Consider the following 20,948-nt stretch of genomic DNA (forward strand, 5'->3'; position numbering starts at 1 on the left):
ATGCTTCACTTGAAGGTAAAATTTTAAACATAACAATCAGAACTCTTGTTATAAAAGAGCGGCTAGTCGTGTTATGTACAACGTTAAAACTTCTAACAATCATGACTTTAGCCAGACTGCGGGTTAATGCGGGATGACTAAAGTTTCAATTTTGCCAATATCGACTTGGGAGGGTTTAACTGAGTAACCTGAAGAAAGAATCCATCCCATATATTTTACTAATGTACTAACCAGAAAAAGTTAAATCGGTCTCTTTTTCCAATTTGATTACGCTGTCCTTAACCACTTTGCTTATCTAGGATTGCTCCCTCAGGAATGCCATATTGTTGAAATGAGGAGGATTTTGGCGTTCGATATATTTCTCGTTTAGCTAATTGGTTAATAATGACCGAGTTTCGAGTAGCACCAATGCCTAAGTCTGGGGAGCCGACACCTTGTTGAAAGATTTCTGCATTTTGTATAAAAATCTTTCCTGAACCTTGATCACACCTTTGTGCGGTAAAATCTTGTTGTACAATAAAGTCATTATTGTCATCGGTTGCTAAAATAGAGCCTTTAAATTGCTCTAACCATTGTGGCCAATCGTGAACATAACCTACTGCAGCAATAACGGCATCCGTTTCTAAAATGAAGGTTTGATCTAATTGTGTGTGTAAGCATTTTATCTGTAGCCAACCCGATTGGTCGTTCTCTTCAATAGAGACAACTTTGCAATTGGGGTTTAATAACAGCCCTGGTTTTTGACCACCAATTGAGCGCTCATATAGAAGGTCGTAGATATCAGCAATAGTTGAAAAGCTGATGCCTTTGAATAATAAGCCCTGATCGGCAGCAATTTCACGTCGCTTATCTCTTGGGATGCTTTGAAAGTAATCCATATAAGAGGGTGTGAAGCATTCTTGACCAAGCTTCGAATACTCCATGGGGTGATAGCCCGCAGATTGAGTAATCCAACGAATTGAAGCACCGCTTTCAACTTGTTCGGCAGTAAGAGACCTAAAGAGAGCTAACACGCATTCAGCAGCACTCTGTCCTGAGCCAACGACGGTGACTTTTTGACATTGCTGTAACTTCTCTTGTAGATGAGAAAATTCAGCTGCGTGCTTAACTAAAGGATGATTACAATCTTTTAGCCATTTAGGGTAATTAGGTCTAGTGCCAACACCAATAGCAAGGTTTTGACTGATATATTGTTTTTTCTGTCCCGTGTCCAGTTCGCTATCAATGATGAAATTATCATGATTTTTGTCATAGGAGACGTGCATGACATTCTCGCCAAAATGGCAGCTTGGTAATTGCTCGACGGCCCAGCGACAGTAGTGGTTATACTCAATTCGGGGTATTAAGAAATTTTCATAATAATAAAACTGATGTAATCGATCATGTTGATGTAAATAATTTAAGTAGCTTAACGGATGGCAAGGATCGGCCATAGTGACTAAGTCAGCAAAAAATGGAACTTGTAATGTAGTTCCAGATAACAACAGCCCTTTATGCCAATGAAACTCAGGTTTGCGCTCTAAAAAGGCTGATTTTATATCTGTTTTGTTAGACAGTAATGCCGCTAGCCCTAAGTTAAATGGGCCGATACCAATAGCTGTAATGTCCGTTGTTTGTGTATCCATACTTAAATAAGTCTCCAATATAGTCATTGTTCTTCAAAAAAATTGATGCGCGATAAACTAATTACGTAGTAGCTCTCTTTGAAAAATGTATTATGGTTGTGTGTATTTCATTGCGTTAATGCTTGTTCGAAGCGATATCTCTATGTTGTCTATTAAGCTGATGATTGCCTCACTAGCTGCTCTGTTTTTAAAAGCTTTTCTACATCAGCTATATTGCGACATTGAAAAATTTTGGCGGGTGATAATCTAATTGAATAAGTGTCATATAAACGATCCAAAACCGTTTTCACATGATGTGGGCGAAGCCCCATACTAATAAAATCCATGTCCTTACTTGTGGGTTTATCTTCAGAGGGATTAATTGTTTCCAAATAAATGTTTAGTAATTGCTCACCACAAAACAAAGGACTATTGCTGTAATCTTGAAGGTTAAGGCCTGGTTGATTTTGGTTTGAATCAATTGAAAAGCATTCTGCTGCGTCAAAAGAGAATAGGTTTGATCTCGTAATCTGATCAATAGCCGCTTCGATAGCAGTAAGAAAAGTATGTATTGCACTTGCATCTATTGCATCACAGGCATAATCAACATCAAAAACAAGCACGCCATTTTGCTGAGTAGAAAAGCGAATATCAATAGCCACTTGGGGTGTTTGCGTCAGTCCATTCTCCAGTGTCATTGGGCTGGCATCAGATAGGGTAGGCCAAGATAGGCCGTTGGTTACGACGATAGGTAATGCTGGCCCTGAACCGCATTTTTCAAATAACATTCGCGCCAAATCCACACCAGAAAAGCAAAGGTGTTGCAGTCCTTCTAGAATATCGACTTGTAGACTATTTGCCTGCTGACTTAAATTTTCTACATTTGCGTGCCATTCTACAGGGATGAAGGTTGAGTTGTTAGAGAATGAGCCTGAATATATTGGTAACACGGGCACAGCAACATATATGTGTTTGTCATTAGACCAATAGGCCAGTAACTCTAATATCAACGTCATGATGACGGAGTTTTTGAAAAGGCCTTGCTTGGCACCGGCTTTACAGCATTGGCGAAAACTGGTTGATGAGACTGTCAGGCTTTTACGCTCATACCTTGATATACCCAGTTGATGTAAAGGTTTACTCCAAGGGAGTTGAGGTTCTTTGGTGATAGCAGACAACTTTTTTTGCCAGTAATCCATGTCTGCTTTGCGTGTCTCAACTTCGCTTTCGGTAGGTTGGTCTGACACTGACGATGGTTGGTTAGGCATGGTTGACTGCTGCCCAGCATGTTCCATGTCAAATAGTTCAATCATTAAGCTTGCTATAGATCGCCCATCAAGAATCAAAGCATCAAAACGCGCAAATACACACAATCGATCGTTTTCTAAATGAAATATGGTGATATTCCAAGGTGAAAAATCGAGATCAAATAGAGCATGGGTATAAGTATCTCGATAGGACTCAATGTAGGCTGATGCGGCCTGAGTCGTTAAGTTCTTCAGATCAATGTCTTTTAGATTAATCGCAATATCGTCAGAGACAAATTGAAGTAGTTTATTTGAATCAATATAGGTGCGCAGACTCTCATGACGCTTGACCATTGCGGTTAACCGTTCTCGCAGCACGATAGGGTCCATCTTGCCACGATATTCTCGGAACTCCTGCATTGCGACACCGCCGAGTGGTAATTGTGCAGTACGGCCTAATAAATACGCTTGTTGCATCGGCGATAAGGTGTTCTCAAGCACGGCTTTTTTAGTCGGCTTTTTGTTAAAGGAAGATGATTGTATTTTGTCAAAATCCACATCTAATAGCTCGGGCTTCTTACTCACTTCTTTTAGTCTGGACATAAAACGATTAAACAGTTCACTCATCCAATCTAGAGGTAATGAATCCAAACGAATGTCCCAGTTAATCAATATGCCATCATTCATACGAACGGCCTGAGCATCTAGTGCAACTTGAGGGCCTTGGGAGACGGTCCAATTCATGCTTCCAAAAGCTTGTCGCACATGTTCAGAAAACAGCTCATTTTTAGGCAAATCTAAGGCTGCAGTGAAAACCACAGGGGCAATCTGTGCAGCACCATGATGGCGTGAGAGGTCTCTCATTATATTTACACCTGCATAATGAGAGTGCTCAAGTAAATCAATCATTTGACTGGCTATGTCATGACATAGCGAGGTCAGATTGTTCGCCGCCTCGATATTTACATTGAGTATGACAAAATTAGCAAAATCACCAATGCATCTATTGGTATCTACTACAAGCGGTTCTCGCCAAAACACAGGCACGTTGAGTCTAAAGCGTTTATCTTGGGTCGCCTGGCTAAGGGTGAATGCAAATAGACTTAAGACTAAGTTCGAAAACGTAACCTTTTGGCTGCGGGCTAATCTTTGTAATTCATGCCATTCCTTAGAGGTGAGTGTTTCACTTAGACGATGGCTTTGTGCGTGTTTTGAGGTCACGTTACTAAGTGGGAGCGATGGCGCGGGTGCAATATCAGGTAGTCGAGACTTCCACCACATTCGATCTCTATTGCGCAGTTTTTTTAAATCAGCATCTGATCTTGCGATATTGTGCCAATCAAAAAAGGCGGGGGCTGGGTCAAATATCGCTTCAGAGTCCCCATAAAATACAGCAAGGTCCTCCATCAATAGGCAGAAACTAGAAGGATCAACAGCGATCATATCTGCATCAACATGTAGTCGAAAATGACCATTGTTAAGCTGGCTTACTGAAAACCTTGCTGTTTGTCCATTGGCTAAATCGAGTTGTTGATGAGTCCATTGCTCTCGCTTATCAAGTAAGTGTTGTTGCTGTTCTTTATTACTTAATAAGGTCAAATCATCAATTTCTAGAAGGGGGGCTTGCACTGATGGTGCTATATGGGGAACGCCTTCTACGCTTAAATTCAGTCTAAGTATGGCGTGCTCTGAATAAGCGCGCTGAAGTGCTGATTCCAACCTGTTTAAATCAATAGATGAACCATCAAATTCGGCATAAAGGTGAGCTGCCACACCGCCTAAAAAATCAGCGTCGCTTATACGGCCAAACCAACAGGCTGCTTGCATCGATGTCAATTCACTCATTGTGCGCTTACTCAGTTGACAAAATAATGAAGATGCGTCATCTTACAATCAAATGAGAATGATTCCTAGTATCTAAGGGATAATTATTACCATTAATGAGATTGAGTGTTGTTATGAGCTTTATAAAGCACCTAAGAGTGCTATGTGCTCATATATTGTTTATTGCCTAGCGGAAGCATTATAAGGATATTAAAAATGACTGAAAAATTCATTGAGTTTTGCCGTTGGCCCAGTGATAGGGCCCAGCAATATCGCGAAAAAGGCTATTGGATTGATCGGCCCTTAACGCAAATTTTATCTGCATCTTGTGACACCAGTCCTAATGCAACGGCGATTATTTGTGGGGGGCGTCAGTTTAGTTACGCAGAACTAGATGGTTTGTCTTCAAACCTTGCTTCTCGCATCGCTGCGCAAGGTATTGGCAAAGGCGATACGGCATTAGTTCAACTTCCCAACACCGCAGAGTTTTATATTGTTTTCTTCGCTTTGTTAAAAGTTGGTGTTGTCCCGCTCAATGCACTTTATTCTCATCGGCAACATGAACTACGTAGTTTTTGTAGTCAAATTACACCTAAGCTTTTAATTGTTTCAAATGAGCATGATGTATTTAGTGATGATGGCTTCGTTGAAACCCTTCAATCTACAGGTATATGTCCGCAAGTTATATTGAAGCTTGGTGATGATTCGAGCCAATTTGGATTATCTAAATGGATAGAAACAGCAGCTTCTAAGGAGGTGGGTTTTTCACCTGCGCCGGCTGATGAAGTTGCTTTTTTCCAGTTATCAGGTGGCAGTACTGGTACACCAAAACTGATTCCACGGACTCACAATGACTACTATTACAGTGTGAGAGCGAGTTCTGACATTTGTCATTTGCAGGCTGATACTCGTTTGCTTTGCGCACTGCCTTCTGCCCATAATTTTATGCTGAGTTCGCCTGGTGCTCTTGGTGTTTTTTATGTCGGGGGTTGTGTCGTTATGGCGTCTGATCCTGAGCCGCTAAACTGCTTTTCGATAATAAAGCAGCATAATGTCACCATGGCGGCATTAGTGCCAAGTGCTGTTATTGCATGGCTAGAGCAGGCGCCTAAAGTTGAGGAGCTGAAAACTTTGCAACTCATTCAGGTAGGTGGAGCAAACTTCACTGAATCCTTAGCACGTCAAGTACCAAAAACATTTGGCTGTCGATTGCAGCAAGTATTTGGCATGGCCGAAGGCTTGGTAAATTATACGCGCTTAGATGACTCTGAAGAGCAGGTTTTTACCAGCCAAGGACGTCCAATAAGTGTGGACGACGAGCTAATGATTATAGATGAGCAAGGTAGTCCGGTTCTGGAGGGGGAAACGGGAATGCTCATTACTCGCGGCCCTTATACTTTTTGTGGTTATTATCAAAGCCCTGAGCATAACGCTCAAGCATTTGATAAAGAGGGGTATTACTATTCAGGGGATTTAGTGCAGCGCACATCTGATGGCAATATTCGGGTGGTGGGGCGAGTGAAAGATCAAATTAATCGTGGCGGAGAAAAAATTGCTTCTGAAGAGGTTGAAAATCTTATTCTCTCACATCCAGATGTCCTTCATGTGGCGCTAGTCGCCGTGGTAGATCCTCGCCTTGGTGAGAAGAGCTGCGCATTCATAGTTTCTCGGGGTTCTAATCTTAAATCATCAACACTTAGGCGCTACTTATTAGGTTTGGGTATTGCTCAATATAAAATTCCTGATCGTGTTCAATTTATTGAATCCATGCCCCTAACGGCCGTTGGAAAAATTGATAAAAAAGTACTGCGTAACCTCTAAATATTTTGAATAAACTGAAAATTAAAAGTGAGTACATGTGACTATTGCAACGATTTCAGACTACCCGATGCCTAAATCTTCTAGCTATCCTGCAAACAAAGTAGATTGGCAACCAGATCCTAAAAGGGCGGTGCTATTAATACATGACATGCAGCGCTATTTTATTAATTTTTATGATGCCAGTGGTGAGCTAATTCCTACTCTCATACAAAACTTAGTTCGATTACGTCAGTGGGCGCATGAGCATAATGTCCCAGTTGTTTATACTGCTCAACCCTATGAGCAATCAGATGAAGATCGTGCCTTACTTAATGCGATGTGGGGGCCTGGTTTGCCAGCCTCAACTTCAGATCAGCAGCTTATTATTGATCCGCTTACCCCAGATGATAAAGATATCGTATTGACCAAATGGCGCTACAGTGCTTTTGCTCGTTCAGATCTGCGAGAGCGTATGCAAGATTGGAATCGAGATCAGCTTATTGTTGGCGGTGTGTATGCACACATAGGTTGTATGGTCACGGCTGTAGACGCGTTTATGGGGGACATACAGCCCTTTCTAGTTGGTGATGCTGTTGCTGACTTTTCAGCGGCAGAACACCAATTGGCGCTAACTTATGTGTCTTCTCGCTGCGGTAAAGTCATTGACACAGACTCTTTAGTTGAAACCGAGGTGAAAAGCATTACTCAACAATGGTTGTATACGCGAGTACAGCAGCTTATTGAAGAAGATGAAGAGTTAGATCCAACTGAAAATTTAATTGTATATGGCTTGGATTCCCTCAGTATCATGCAACTTTCCTCCGAACTTAAAACTTATGGTATCAAGGTGAGCTTTGAGGAAGTTGCTCGTAATCCGACATTATCAAACTGGTGGGCCTTGATACAAGAACGTCAACAGGCTACATCGACTTCGGTCAATGAGCCTGACGCCGTAATCGGATGATAGTGCGTAGATGACATGTTGAATATGTTTTAGATTAAGGGTAGGCAGGGGTATGAAGGGAATCGATCATCGATTAATAAAATATGATCTTACTCAAGAAGGTCAGAAAGATTCAAGCAGTAGTCAACAGTTAGGGGTAAGGCTTCAAGAGGTTGTCTTGGATGATTATCTGGAGCAGATAAAAAACAATTTATTTGAAAATAGTCTTCATAAAATTGCACTTGTTTTTGATGGGAAAAATATTAGCTATCACCATGTTGGTGTCAATGTTGCTAAAATCATTTCTGCCTTTAAGCAGCAAGGTTTACGTGCTGGGTCAGTAGTGGCCATTTGTCTGCGTAAGAGTCCTGAGCATATCTATACTACATTAGCGTGTGCACTGACTGGGATAGTTTGGTTGCCCATAGATGTGGAATCGCCAGCGGCAAGGCTGGAATACTTATTATCAAATAGCCATGCAGATGCTGTCGTTAGTGAAGATGTGCTGCCGCAAATACCTACCATCCATATTCAGCAAGCACTGGAAGACAATATTGAGGTAGCGCTTGATGGCCGTCACTTTGGATATCCTTTAGATCGCTCGCCAGCCTACTACCTTTATACTTCTGGTAGCACGGGCACGCCAAAATGTGTGGTATTAAATAATCAAGCGACAGCAAATGTATTGCAGCAAACAATAGCGCGTTGGAATATTTCCAATGATGATGTTTTTATGGCGGTTACCCCTTTTCATCATGATATGTCGGTGTTTGATATTTTTGCCGCTATGTCTATAGGCGCCACTTTAGTAATTCCTACTTTTGAGCAGCATAAAAATGCTCTTGAATGGGCTAAGCTTGTTGCCACAAATCATGTCACTATTTGGAGTAGTGTGCCTGCTATTGTCGATATGTTGTTTACGGTAGGGCGAACTGAGCAATTGAAGTCATTACGCCTAATTGCGCAAGGTGGAGACTATATTAAGCCTTCATTAATTGCCCTGTTAAAAAAACAATTGCCTAACACTCGACTATTTTCTCTAGGTGGGCCAACAGAAACCACTATTTGGAGTATCTGGCATGAGATTCATCATGATGATCAAGAGATAATCCCTTATGGTAAATCATTGGCTAATAATGAATATTTTATTCTGGACGAGAATTATCAACCATGTGATGTGGGTGAAGTTGGCAAGATGTACATGTCTGGCATTAATTTGTCTAATGGCTATCTGCTTAATGGAGAGATACAGCAAAAAGATTTTCTACAAATCCGAACGCCAAATCATCAATCTGAAACTGTATTTCAGATGAGTGATTTAGGGTGTTTCAGAGAAGATCGCACCATTATATTTTCGGGGCGAGAAGAGGGTTATTTAAAGGTTAAGGGTGTCAGGATTGCTGCTACTGAAGTAGAAAATGCCATTTCTAAACACCCCTTTATCCATGATGTTGTTGTGGTTAGCTGTGTTCACCCTGTCGCTGAAATTAATGAATTGGTTGCGATTTATACCGAGGTTAATGACTCGTCGCATGAGTCGATTGATCTGGCACAGTTAAGACATTATTTGAAGGTGCATTTACCTAGTTCGCATATTCCTTCTAAATGCTTATTGTTAGAAAAAATTCCATTAACAGCGAACGGTAAGGTTGACCGTAAAGCGTTATTAGGTATTGCTCAAGAGCGGCTTTATGATAAGTGCTCTCAGTCTAAGTCACCATCTGAAATGGCTTCTAATGTGACAATCTCTCCAGAAATTACGACATTGATTTTAGATCTTTTTGGAGTTTCCATAAAAGGAGGTGAAGAGAAAGCAGCTCCTGATAAAATGGAAATAGCTGGGTTAAATATTCGTCCGAAGCAATTGATGAGCATAGCGAAGCAATTATCAGAACAATGCGGAATAGCGATGGATTTTTATTCGCTTGTGAAATGCCGAACTATCCAAGATGTTATGCATAACGTCCAGAATAAACTAAATGCTAATTAAGGAGGGTGTGAACAAGTCCTCTTGCCTCACCTTACCTACATCTCTGTAGGCCTAAAAGCCTGTTATTCTAAGTGTTGATAAAAGAGTGCAGGCTTTTAGGTCATGTCCGTGGTTGGTCTCATATGCAGTTATGTATTTTATACTCTGTATGGGTTTAGCTATTCAAGTAAATTGACTGGGTGGGTTTCCAAATGGATGTGTCACGATGGGTTGCAAAAAGCACCGTTGCTGACAAGCTATGAATTGTATTGATAACCTCCTGTTCTGTTGCCTCATCTAGCGCCGATGTTGCTTCATCTAAAACTAAGATCGGTGCATTTTTAATCAAGGCGCGAGCCAGTGCAACACGTTGACGTTCTCCCCCCGATAAAGCGGTACCTTGTTGGCCAACAGATTGGTGTATGCCATCGGGTGAGCGATCAATAATAGACCCCAAGGTGGCTTTTCGTGCAATCGTTTCGACTTCTTCATCTGTAGCTTGTGGATTACCAATACGGATGTTCTCAGCCAAACTGCCTGTGAATACTATGGGGTCTTGTGCCACATAAGCGATATGTGATGCTAGTTCTTCATAGGGGATGTCATCAAGTTTAATGTCACCAATTTTAATCTGGCCCTGCTCGGGATCGTCAAAGCGCATTAGTAGCTCAAGTAGTGTGCTTTTTCCGCTACCACTAGGTCCTGTCACCAGCACTCTGCCGCCAGCAGGGATATCCACATGGATATTGTTTAGCGCGGGGGAATGTTTCACCAGCTGAACTGAAATACGATAATCCTCTAATACTGATTTTGCTACTATCGGCTCAGGTAATTCGGGAGTGTTGGTTACTTTTTTATAATTGTCCAATGAGGCTCGTAGGTCGTTGATACCTAGCCCTGCTGTTGCCAACTCGCCAAGTGGCGCAGCGGCACGACCTACAAGAATTAGCAGTGCCAATATTGTCATTGCGCTACCAAATTCCGTAAATATTAAATAGGACGCTATCCCTGCTATAGGCAATACGCTTGCTAATGTAGAGACAAAAACAGCGAAAGCGGCAGCACGATTGGTATCAGCAAGTGCCTTTTCTTGATTTGTCCAGCGCTGCTCAACACCTGTTATCGCTCGTACTGGCCCTGCTGCGGTGCGCAATAACTCGATATGATCGACTAGCTCAAGGGTTGCCTCTGATGTCTTGGCTTCTGCGTCATGTCGTTTTCTATCCGCATGCCCAAGTGCTCGCTGCGACAAAAATTGTGCCATTAATGACAAGGCAAGCAAAATGGCGGCCGCTAAGGCCACTTCTGGGCCTGCAATTAGGCCAATGCCGACAATTAAAAATAATGGTATGCATGGGGCATGGAGAAAATGCTGGAGTTGATGTGCTGGTATGCTCATTAGACCTGGAATGCCTTGCCCTGCAATAGTTGCTACTTGTGCACGATGTTCGTTGGTGAACCAAGACAGTTTAGTGCGAGACAGTGATTGTCCTAACGCAGAGAATAGGTCACCGGCCAGTCGAATTCCTGTCAAATAGCCTGAGCGATTCACTAGAGTCGTTACTAAAATGGTGATGCCAGCGCTGATTAAAATCCATTTTGGTGACCAATGATCGACAATTCCGAGTGCTAAAATAGTGTAGGCAAGCGCTTCGAGTGCGGCCACTAATATCCAGCCGATGCCAACTGACATTAAGCGTCGACGGGCAATGGCTGGTAACGCAAACATTGGCTTATGGTTTACTGTATTTGTTGTAGTCTTCATGACAAGTTCTCTGTGTCAATTTTACGTTCTAGTTCAAATTGTGCGTCTGTTATAGCTGCTAATGTCTTATCATGGGTAACGATGATAATGGTCTTATGTTGATTCCGCGCTAAGTGTTTTAGCTCTTCAATTAATTTTGTTGCCTTTATTTTGTCTAATGCAGCCGTTGGTTCGTCCAACAAAATGATAGGGGCTGAAGAGAGAAATACTCTGGCAATACCGACTCTTTGTTGTTCACCGCCTGAGAGTGTCTGAGCATTGCTATCCAATTCTACAGTTAGTTGTGCCTTGTGCAGTGCTGATGTGAGCTCTTCATCTGTGGCATTGGGTGAAGATAGCCTCAAATTTTCTTTCACCGTTGCAGGTAATACATCTCCACCCTGTGGTATTGATAGCAAAGCTTGGTGTCGAGTTTGTTCATCTAACTCAGATATGTTCACCTGCGCAAGTTGAATAGAACCAGCTTGTAATGGCTCAAGCCCAGATAAAATAAGAAGTAGTGTGGTTTTCCCTGCACCGCTTGGGCCTGTGATTGCCGTTAGTGCATCGGCTTTAAAGGTGTGATTTAGCCCATTAATTACCTGAATGTCGTCGATGGACAGTTCGGCGTCTCTAATCTCAAGCGTTGTGGGGCTATTTAACTGTGTTATATGGCCTGTTGGGACCGTAGGGTTTTGTAGCAACGCGATCAATCTGCCCATCGATGCTCGTCCAGTACTCACATAATCAAGGCCATGTCCGAGGCGTAAAACAGGAGTTACAATCGCTAAACTGAAGAATAGGGTGGCCGCAAATGTCATGGCGTCATGGTCATAAGATACAAGATAAGCAATCGCAAAGGTTGTCACAGCTTGCAGCAAAGCAACCGCCATACCGGCAAGAGTAGCGACCTTGCTTACCCACATTACCATATTGTCTGTAAAGCGTTTTGTTGAGTCATGGTAGGCAGCTAAGGCTCCAGATTGTCTACCATATATCCGGTTTACTCGAATACCTCGAGCATAATCATCGACAGCGGAGATGACTTCTCCCATCACTTGCATACGTGCTGCTCCATCACGAGCGCTAACATGTGGTACCACAACAAGATAATACAATGAGGCGATGATGCCGGGTAATAGTACCCAGAGTGCGACAGGGCCGACCATGCTCATTAATAAAGTAATGGAGGCTAATGGCAGGATGGCGAAGTTAGCGACTTCTGAGGGTAGGTGAGCCACCATGTGGTGCAGCTTTTCAATATCACTGGAGACCAAATTTCGTAAACTCTGATCGCTTTGTTTAGACAGTGCCGTTGCTGGTAATCGGATTAAGTGATTGGCAACCTTGCGGCGTAATCTTCCTGAGAATGCGGCCTCTGCGTCGTGTGCAAGCCATGAGGCGGCGGCGGCAAATAGTGCTGCCGTAATCCATAGAACAACAGCGGCAATTACCCAATCAGAAGAGATATCACCAATCAACCGTACCAAACACCAAAGTGCTCCTAACATGGATAATCCTGATAGGGACGATGATAGTGTTCCTGCAAAAAGTTTGGGTAATGCTGGTTTCAATGATGGTGCTATTAATGGGTTAGTCATAAGGTCTCGCAAGCTTGGGTCACTCATGCTTGTCTCCATTTACTATTATGCTGTTGTTTCATAGGGCGAACATAGCTCTCGTCGTTGTTGTTATCGTTGGGGGGGCTTACTGGTTCTCAGGGGTGAGTGTTTCAAATAATTAAGAATAAGCAAAGCGCTTGGGAGTTGTTTGTTGATCAGTAATAACATCTTGTTGATCAGCAATGACGTCTGTAATCAAAATATCGATTTTCTGCGTGTCTTTATGATGGGCTGTGGTGATTAGGTGGGCGTTAGGTTCAGAGACGGCTAAATGGTGCTTTCTCCAGACCTCTTCAGACGGGCAGGGAAATACGACGGTAATAGAGTTAGGGTTGCGCCAAGCTGGAACGCCCGCAGCTTGAAACTTGTCGACGGCGTACTGTGCCATTTGTAGGCAGTGTTGAATGCGCTGCTGCCATTGTTGTGATGAGCGACTATTAATTGCTGCCCACATCATTAATACCGAATGGCCATTTCTGGAGCCACTTATGGTTTGATCACGTGCTGAAATATAATCCACATCGACAGAAATACGATCAACATTTACACGTTTAGCGACGACAATGCCGCAAGGTATGGGGGAGCCAATCATCTTATGGCCAGATAGGCAGATCGAGTCAACGCCATCGGCAAATGAAAAGGGTTGTGGGTTATCTACAAAGGGGAGAATCATGCCACTTAGTGCTGCATCTGCATGTAAATAGAAATCCTGTCGCTCAATGCCAATTTGCTTTAACCGTTGTTTGATCGCTTTAATATTGTCCACAGCACCTGACATGGTCGTTCCAATATTGGCAAATATAATCGGATTTCGATCCTTATTGCCTTCTATCTTTTGTATTAAGTCATCAGTGTCAATTTCACCGTTGTCTAAACACTCTATAATGCACGATTTCATTCGAAGCAATTTAGCAATTTTCACTACTGAATAATGTGTCTCTTTCGAGTAATACAAGGTCGCATTAGGGAATAACTCCCTTGCCAAGTAGCAGCCGAACATATTTCCTTCTGTTCCGCCGTTGGTAACGTAGCCCCAGCTTTCCTTAAAGGGTATTTGGAATAAATCGGCATAGTATTTCATAACTTCTTTTTCAAAATCGAAAGAATTTAAAGCATAGTTACTGCTCTCCTGCCAGTCGCCGCAGTTATTTAGAGAAAAATTAAAAAATCGATATAAAGTAGAGTAATCGAAATCTGCGGACTCAGGGTAGCCGATATTAAAGTACTGATGTTCTAGGCAGTAATCCCAAAAGGTATCAAGACGGTTTTGGTTAGTAGCAGATAAAATCATGTTCAGCTCCGTTGATTTGATTTTGCATAATGTTACCGAGTCAAGAAAATTACCTAATCGTAAGTGTATGTTGACGGCTCATTTTTCAGTCCTTTGGTAATAGGGGGCTTTAAGAAAGAAATTACCACATTGACTTTTTGCCGTGCGAGTACACTGTGCTTGACAACGGCATTTATCGTAACGATAATGAGAATGATAATCAACATCTATTTATTGTTGAATTGATGCTTTGGTTCAATAGGAGTGTAAACATTCGTTGAGCCCCTAAAATACATTGAAAAATTAGAGGCCGTAGGTAGCTGAAGTTGTATCTTTTACAAGCTAACGACTTTTAGGAAGTACTCAAGAATTATGGCTTTACTGGCTTTTATCACTCATTAAACAGGACGTATTATGTTGACACAGGCTTCTATTTCTAACGTAACACCTTCATTACCAGTCAGCGAGTATGAAGAAAACATTTGGATGTTGCAGTTACAGCAACCTGAACAGGTATCTCGGAATATTAGTGCTTGGGAATTAAGTAATGATGCTAACCTTCCGTTGTTGAGCAAAGTGATTCATAACCTAATCGAAGAAATTCCTGATTTAAATGTTAGATATAATTTCAGTGATGATGGTGATTTAATGAAATACAAAGCTGAAAAGTATGAAGCTTGCTTAAATTTATTAACATTAGAAGCTGATGAAGTTTCTAATTATCTATCTAAACTAAAAGATATCCCGTGGGATGCTGCTGTTAATCCTCCATTTAATTCATTTATCATACAAACTGAGTATGGGGTTACTCTCGCTCTCGATTTACATCCGATTCTGGATCAGAGCTATCAGTTAGAAGACCTGATAACTTTAATACAAAACAATTACTACCAGCTTTCAAAAGATGGGCAGGTGCTTAACCTAACAGAAATTGATCAGTCACCAGTAGGGTTGGTAAGTGGAATACAACAACCGAATGAATCAACTCAATTGAGGTTAACGAAGTCGCAGATAGCGAATATCATTCTCGATGAATTCCGAACCGCGTTAGTAGAGCCAGACATGGCTTTGGAAGATGACTTTTTTGATTATGGTGGTCATTCGCTATTAGCTACACGTATCATTGGAAATCTTATGCAATCCCATGGGATCGAGGTGAGTTTCAATGATTTCTTTAAGTCACCTTCAGCGATGGTGCTTGCGGACTATGCAACGGCTAATGGCCAAGACAATCAGCAAGACGCTTCTGAATTTTTACTGCCTGAAGGCTCTGCTCCCCTTACATTTGCGCAAGACTTTCTTTGGCAGGCTTATTCCGCCTACGAATTTAGTCCGATTTATAACTTGCCATTTGCCATAAAATTCTTCGACAAGGTAGATGAAACAATATTGTTAAAGGCGTTTACCGATGTTTTAGTACGTCATGCGGGACTGCGTACAAGGTTTCAATCTTCAAATGGTGTGACTAGCCAATGCATTATTCCCGTTTCGGAGCTGAATCAGTACAAATGGTTTTGGGATAGTAGCGAAAGTGAAGGTGTGACGCTTTCTGATGAAGCTTCTTATCAGTTTGACCTTACATGTGAACTCCCATTAAGAATCCGTTTTATTCATAACCTACCTGATGAACCACAAGTGTTATCGCTTTTAATTCATCATATGGTAATTGATGAGTGGTCATTAAATACCATTATGGCGGATCTATCCCATGCTTATATGGCGCGGGCGAGCCATAGCGTACCAAGCTGGAATTTACCTGCGCGCAATATTAATGATTTTGCTTTTCTACAGGAAAAACAGGGACTGAATCGTCAGCATGTTGACTATTGGATCAATATGCTACGTGGCGCCACAAGAGGATTGGCTCTGTCTGATTCTGGCAATCAATCTGACGCCTCTAATGAGATATCAACCAAGGCTCAATGGATGGAGCTAGATCTTGGAAATGATGCATTTAAAAAGCTGTCTGCTTTTGCAAGGTTGCATGGGTCGTCTATTTTTAGTGTTTTGTATACTGCAATTACGCTGTCACTTCATAAACAAGGTAATTTAGATGAAATTGTCATAGGAACCTCTGCTTCTGGACGAACAGAAGCCGACTTTTTTGATACGGTTGGGTATTTCACCACTATGGTGGCGCATCGAGTGCAATTTGATACCGATGACTCTGTTGATAGTCTTCTTCAGGATATTACCTACAAAATTAATGAATCGATGCAATATGCTGATATTCCAATTAATTTGATTCAAAAAGAGCTTGGCATGGCAGCTGATGATGGCTTGTTATTTGATGTTTATATACACATACATTCAAATAATGCGCTAAATGGTGAATTACAGACCTCCGAGGGGAGTATTCATTATCAACAGATCCCACCAGAGAAAAATGATTCAATGTTTGGTCTGCACTTTGAAATTATGGATAATGTTTCAGCTGACGGACAACACGCTTTACGCCTAGTGACAACGTATCAGCAAGAACGTTATTCCCAAGGACAGGTAGAAAGCATCTTTGCAAAAATAAACACAGTATTAGCTATGTTTGACACAGAGGGGGATTGTAAGAAACCACTCAAACAAATTCAGTTATGATTGACTGAAGTCGTATTGTGAAATGTTAATGTACTGTAATCTGTATCATCAATATTGGTGGTACAGATCGTTGTCGACCTTTACACACTAAAACACCAGAAGTTTATGCTGTAAGGGCTGACGAGATTGAGCTTGGACAGCTTTGGAAAGTCTTTTAAGGTAACTTGTCCTTGCTTGAATTTAGGCTTCACACCATTAATACGGATTTTCTTAGACGTTAAGGAATCGGCGGTGATTTCGAAGCGTCTTTTTTTAGACCCAAAGCCATGACAGTGCATAATTTTTGGATTAGCAGACATGTTGATGATGAGTAGGGTGCATTTACCTTCTTTTTTCGCGCTGTGGCAGTAAACTTGTACAAATGGATCATTGCTTTGTATGTCGAAGACCTCTTCTCCCATGAGTTTTCCCCATAGCCAACTTACCCAATAATCTGGATTAGGTTTCAAGGTTTTGCGATTTATTAGGGCATAATCACCACCAATAAGGCTTTGTCTGACCATGACTTTCTGGCCGATTCTTGCGCCTCGTCCTAGTTGGTCTGCCCACCAAAAGCAGGAAACAAAACGGTCAGATAATTTCGCTTGTCCACCACACTGTGCTGAACCTGTTTCCCCTGTCCAAAGCTCGGCATCTGGTTGGTGTTGATCACGCCATGCCTTGAGTTGATTGGAATATTTTTCATAGTCTTTAAGGGAATTGGGCGAGAGGATGTTATCGACCGTTGCTGCGCGAGTTTTGACAGGGGAGCGACTGCTTTGAAAAGGGTAATAGTGCCAACCAACGACATCAATTTTCTCTTCTAGATTTTCTAGAAATGTAGACGTGATATTGCTGAGTGGTTTGATGGCTTCGCCAATTCTTGGCCAAAAAGCACTGCCGGGGCCAGCTATTTTAGCGTTTGGGTTATGTCGTCGAACGCAGCGAATAAAGGTGTCGTAATCTTTGGCGAGGTTTTTTGCACTGGGTTGTGAGGTAAAGCCATGGAACGCCCAGTAGGCATTAAGTTCGTTGCCGAGCTCGAATGTGTCGATATGTTGGTCGTGTTCATGGCTGTATTGGAGCAATCTTTCTACTTCGTTTGATTGCCATGCACCTTGTTTACTGCGCTCAAAAAGGCCGTATTTCATGGTGAAGGTGAGGGCTAGCTTGTTGCGCTGACAGAAGTCGTGCAAGTTGTGCCACATTTCTTGGGTTAGCACTAAGGCATTGGAAGATTCCGCAGGTGCTTTTTTTGGGCTGGTAAAATAATGCACTTTATCGGCTTCTGACCCACCCACACGTATATAGGCTGGTCCTAATGCTTGTATAAGTAAGTCGAGCTTGGGTTGGTTCAAATCCAACGGATCGACTCGTTGAGTACCTAGTCCTCGTTGTGTGCTTTTACTGTCTTCCCACCAGAACCCACCCGCCAATACCGATATGTCGATAGAAAAAGATAAAAATCTTGCATTAACCTTAGTGATTGGCGTCATACTGTTAAGACTTACAGAAACAGCTTTATTCTGCCGTTTTAGATTTCTTCTATGATGCCATGGACGTGCGATTCGATTACGAAACAAGATGTTTATTCCCGAGTGAAAGGTTTTAATAGACTGACGTAAGAATGTGACACCTATGTGAATCCATTTGCTTAAACTAACGAGAGGGGCGTCGGTATGAAATATTGGATTTGGATCATGTCGGCTCTTTTGCTTGGCTGTACTAGCAATTCGAAGAATATAGATTCTGTTATTCAGATGCAGCTAGAGCCCTATTTAGGTACGTGGTACGAAATGGTTCGACAGGATCACGCGTTCGAAGAAGGCTTATCGAATGTTACAGCGACGTATTCTATAGGGGAGGATGGTGGCATAGATGTGGTGAATCGGGGGTATTCCAGTGAGGATAGAAATTGGCGAGAGGCCAAGGGCAGAGCCAATTTTGTGAACTCTTCCGATGTCGGACATTTGAAAGTGTCTTTCTTTGGTCCTTTTTATGGTGCTTACGTTATTCTTGAATTGGATAAAAAAGACCCTCAATACGCCATGCTATCAGGGCCTAGTCGAGAATTTTTTTGGCTTTTATCTCGAACGCCAACCATGCCTAAGGCGGTGAAACGACGTTTATTAACTAAAGTGCGGCAGCTGGGATTCCAGATGGATAAACTGGTTTATGTTCAGCATACCTACTACCTACCTTAGGTCAGACTGTTTTAAGACAGCCTGCTAAAAAAGAGAGCAGGTGACCGTTTGTCTGTTTTTTTCGTTTAAGCATACTTCTTCATAAGCTTCTGTGCTGTTGATCAAAGCATAGTGAGTGTTGGAGTCTTGGCAAGCCGCAACAAAGCGGCTGAGCTTTTGCTGGTAGACGGCCTTATCATATTCATGGTCACTATTAACGTTGGGGTTATCAAGAGTAAGTCGATCCGCATCACTTTGAACTTTATCCTCTAAATAAATCAATTGGTTATAGCGATTACGTATCTTGTGGCAAGAGGCGCTGTTTGGGTCTACGCTACCATGGCAGTCGGTGATGGCTATTTCTAGCTGTTCTCTTTCATCTTTGTAGGTTTTTAGTGTATTGGCGATTTGATTTTGCTGAACTGTCGTTAAATCTTGTTCTTGTTGGTAGTTGTCTAGTCGGTTTTTTTCTGCGTTTAAGCTTTTTTCTTCTATTAAGCAGTTTTTGCCAAATTCAATTAGGTCAACAGCATGTACCACGTTGACGGTCGCACAGCTGAATAAAAGCAGGGTGGATTTAAGAACACACTTCATCATTCAATTTACAGCCTGTTTCAAATAGAAATTTGTTCGCATCTTTCGCAAGTATTGTACTTTCAGTTGATATAATATTCCAACAGCTAGCTGGTATTATCAGCTCAAAGGTAAATGACCTGCTTACCCAACCTAATGGTGAAGCGTTTTTTAGTTGTCTATTATAAAAATATTAGCGGATAACCCAGTGAATCAGATAAATAATACTTATGGGCTAACGATGCATGCCTCTAGGAATGCGTTGTATGCGGAACTTCATTCCCGTCCTTTTCAAGTTTTAGTCAGTCCAGCACGGGTGAGCTATCTTGCGGTGATGACCAGTTCAGAGCAAAAAATCCAAGACTTCGAGCACTTTTGCCAGCTTTATCTGCATTCTAATATGTCTGCCCCCCTAGAGGATGGTGGTTTTTATGAGGTAGATTTTGGTACTTTTAGGGTACGGCGAGATAAGCATCTTGAGTTCACCGCTTACACCATTATTAGCACTCACTTTGATTCTAGTAACAGTCCATTCGAGCAAAATGCCTTGTCGCTTTTACCTCAGCAGTGGCTGGAAAAGATTCCCGGTACTGTGATTGCGGGTTTTCATATAGCTGTTGAAGATGCACGTACGCAGCCAGAGCCAGACCTTGTGGCTGCGAAAGTCTACTTTGAAGATATGCGTTTGGTGGGAAGTCGACCACAAAATGGCGATGCTCAAGTATGGACCAGCTTTTGCTTGCACAGTGATGATTTTGGGCGCTTTTTAATTTACAACAAGAATATGAGTGATAGTCAGCTTGGCCGTATGGTGCAGCGTATTATAGAGATAGAAAACTATCGCTTATTGGCCTTACTTGCTTTGCCCATGGCGCGTAAATACAGTGCTCAACTGGTTCATATGGATGATAGGTTGGCGGCCACAACAGCGTGTTTATCAGACCCGAATGAAGTCCTTGATGAGCAAGCGTTATTAGGTGAGTTAATTGACATGGCTGCGTGGGTTGAGGCAACGCGGGCCAAAACAACCTTTCGATTTAGTGCCACTAAGGCTTATCACGGCCTTGTCTTAAAGCTGTTAGGTGAGCTGAAAGAAGATGAGGTTTCTGGACACCTTACTCTTACCGAATTCATTACTCGCCGTCTGACCCCAGCCGTGCAAACCTGTAGGGCAACAGGCGAGCATTTAGAAAGCCTTTCAATGCGTATCGACCGAGTATCTGACATGATGCGTACTCGAGTAGAAATGTCGATTCAGTCACAAAATCAAGCCTTACTCGCCTCTATGGACAAACGCTCGAAGATTCAACTGGCGATGCAACATACGGTCGAGGGTTTGTCCGTGGCCGCCATTAGTTATTACTCTGTTGGCTTATTGAAATTTATCATTGAAGCTGTGTACGACAAGGGGGTTCAATTTGATAAAACCCTAGTGATTGGCCTTTCCGTTCCGTTTGTAGTAGGCGGTGTTTGGTTGGCAACACGACAGATCCATAAGCGTTTTCTGTTGTTGGCAAGGAAAGAAATGCCTGAGTCAGAACTCAAGTAGTAGTGTTCGGTTATTCTCGATTTTAGCCTTTATTAAATGAAAGTGGTTT

13 protein-coding genes are annotated in these 20,948 nt (G+C 42.2%); 6 read left to right on the forward strand and 7 right to left on the reverse strand.

Annotation, left to right across the window (positions count from 1 at the left end; translation table 11 throughout):
• Nucleotides 1–278: 278 nt before the first annotated feature.
• On the reverse strand, nt 279–1,625 hold the full coding sequence (gene basC / locus I8J31_RS16805) for a putative histamine N-monooxygenase (RefSeq protein WP_199469744.1): 1,347 nt from the start codon (nt 1,623–1,625) through the stop codon (nt 279–281).
• Between the two features lie 152 nt (nt 1,626–1,777).
• Nucleotides 1,778–4,696 (reverse strand): condensation domain-containing protein, encoded by a 2,919-nt coding sequence (locus I8J31_RS16810; RefSeq protein ID WP_199469745.1) that lies wholly within the window; start codon nt 4,694–4,696, stop codon nt 1,778–1,780.
• 195 nt (nt 4,697–4,891) lie between these two features.
• Here I8J31_RS16810 and I8J31_RS16815 point away from each other — a divergent pair, with 195 nt between their 5' ends.
• The 3 genes from I8J31_RS16815 to I8J31_RS16825 are packed head-to-tail and all read left to right on the forward strand — an operon-like array spanning nt 4,892 to nt 9,408.
• Nucleotides 4,892–6,496 carry a (2,3-dihydroxybenzoyl)adenylate synthase gene (locus I8J31_RS16815; RefSeq protein ID WP_199469746.1) on the forward strand — a complete coding sequence of 535 codons (1,605 nt, stop codon included), beginning with the start codon at nt 4,892–4,894 and terminating at the stop codon, nt 6,494–6,496.
• Nucleotides 6,497–6,533: 37 nt separating this feature from the next.
• Entirely contained in the window at nt 6,534–7,439 is a 906-nt protein-coding gene (locus I8J31_RS16820; protein WP_199469747.1) for an isochorismatase, read from the forward strand.
• 52 nt (nt 7,440–7,491) lie between these two features.
• A complete protein-coding gene (locus tag I8J31_RS16825) occupies nt 7,492–9,408 on the forward strand; it encodes an AMP-binding protein (RefSeq protein ID WP_199469748.1) in 1,917 nt (638 codons plus the stop codon).
• A 154-nt stretch (nt 9,409–9,562) separates the two neighbouring features.
• Here I8J31_RS16825 and I8J31_RS16830 read toward each other — a convergent pair whose 3' ends face one another.
• From I8J31_RS16830 to I8J31_RS16840, 3 genes are all read right to left on the reverse strand, one after another.
• A complete protein-coding gene (locus tag I8J31_RS16830) occupies nt 9,563–11,152 on the reverse strand; it encodes an ATP-binding cassette domain-containing protein (protein ID WP_233402863.1) in 1,590 nt (529 codons plus the stop codon).
• Complete coding sequence (locus I8J31_RS16835; RefSeq protein WP_199469749.1) at nt 11,149–12,759, reverse strand: ATP-binding cassette domain-containing protein; 1,611 nt, start codon at nt 12,757–12,759, stop codon at nt 11,149–11,151. Before I8J31_RS16835 ends, I8J31_RS16830 begins: the two co-directional genes overlap by 4 nt.
• A gap of 112 nt (nt 12,760–12,871) precedes the next feature.
• Nucleotides 12,872–14,044, reverse strand: coding sequence for a histidine decarboxylase (locus tag I8J31_RS16840; protein ID WP_199469750.1), 1,173 nt, complete (start codon nt 14,042–14,044; stop codon nt 12,872–12,874).
• A 393-nt stretch (nt 14,045–14,437) separates the two neighbouring features.
• Here I8J31_RS16840 and I8J31_RS16845 point away from each other — a divergent pair, with 393 nt between their 5' ends.
• Nucleotides 14,438–16,615 carry a condensation domain-containing protein gene (locus I8J31_RS16845; protein ID WP_199469751.1) on the forward strand — a complete coding sequence of 726 codons (2,178 nt, stop codon included), beginning with the start codon at nt 14,438–14,440 and terminating at the stop codon, nt 16,613–16,615.
• Between the two features lie 80 nt (nt 16,616–16,695).
• Here the strand turns inward: I8J31_RS16845 and I8J31_RS16850 are convergent, their stop codons facing one another.
• The gene (locus I8J31_RS16850) at nt 16,696–18,177 is read right to left on the reverse strand and encodes a glycosyl hydrolase family 79 N-terminal domain-containing protein (RefSeq protein ID WP_199469752.1); all 1,482 of its coding nucleotides are present in this window, start codon (nt 18,175–18,177) and stop codon (nt 16,696–16,698) included.
• Between the two features lie 96 nt (nt 18,178–18,273).
• Here I8J31_RS16850 and I8J31_RS16855 point away from each other — a divergent pair, with 96 nt between their 5' ends.
• On the forward strand, nt 18,274–18,798 hold the full coding sequence (locus tag I8J31_RS16855) for a lipocalin family protein (RefSeq protein WP_199469753.1): 525 nt from the start codon (nt 18,274–18,276) through the stop codon (nt 18,796–18,798).
• Between the two features lie 24 nt (nt 18,799–18,822).
• Here I8J31_RS16855 and I8J31_RS16860 read toward each other — a convergent pair whose 3' ends face one another.
• Complete coding sequence (locus tag I8J31_RS16860; protein WP_199469754.1) at nt 18,823–19,374, reverse strand: hypothetical protein; 552 nt, start codon at nt 19,372–19,374, stop codon at nt 18,823–18,825.
• Between the two features lie 151 nt (nt 19,375–19,525).
• Between I8J31_RS16860 and I8J31_RS16865 the strand changes: the two genes are divergently transcribed.
• Nucleotides 19,526–20,899 (forward strand): DUF3422 family protein, encoded by a 1,374-nt coding sequence (locus I8J31_RS16865; RefSeq protein ID WP_325101219.1) that lies wholly within the window; start codon nt 19,526–19,528, stop codon nt 20,897–20,899.
• Nucleotides 20,900–20,948: the final 49 nt, after the last annotated feature.

The organism is Marinomonas transparens, assembly GCF_016463975.1.
Lineage (GTDB): Bacteria > Pseudomonadota > Gammaproteobacteria > Pseudomonadales > Marinomonadaceae > Marinomonas > Marinomonas transparens.

Coding starts and splice junctions, on each gene's coding strand:
- I8J31_RS16855 (WP_199469753.1), top strand. CDS start 18,274: ATGAAATATTGGATTTGGATCATGTCGGCTCTTTTGCTTGGCTGTACT.
- I8J31_RS16810 (WP_199469745.1), bottom strand. CDS start 4,696: ATGAGTGAATTGACATCGATGCAAGCAGCCTGTTGGTTTGGCCGTATA.
- I8J31_RS16835 (WP_199469749.1), bottom strand. CDS start 12,759: ATGAGTGACCCAAGCTTGCGAGACCTTATGACTAACCCATTAATAGCA.
- I8J31_RS16815 (WP_199469746.1), top strand. CDS start 4,892: ATGACTGAAAAATTCATTGAGTTTTGCCGTTGGCCCAGTGATAGGGCC.
- I8J31_RS16825 (WP_199469748.1), top strand. CDS start 7,492: ATGAAGGGAATCGATCATCGATTAATAAAATATGATCTTACTCAAGAA.
- I8J31_RS16845 (WP_199469751.1), top strand. CDS start 14,438: ATGTTGACACAGGCTTCTATTTCTAACGTAACACCTTCATTACCAGTC.
- I8J31_RS16860 (WP_199469754.1), bottom strand. CDS start 19,374: ATGATGAAGTGTGTTCTTAAATCCACCCTGCTTTTATTCAGCTGTGCG.
- I8J31_RS16840 (WP_199469750.1), bottom strand. CDS start 14,044: ATGATTTTATCTGCTACTAACCAAAACCGTCTTGATACCTTTTGGGAT.
- I8J31_RS16830 (WP_233402863.1), bottom strand. CDS start 11,152: ATGAAGACTACAACAAATACAGTAAACCATAAGCCAATGTTTGCGTTA.
- basC (WP_199469744.1), bottom strand. CDS start 1,625: ATGGATACACAAACAACGGACATTACAGCTATTGGTATCGGCCCATTT.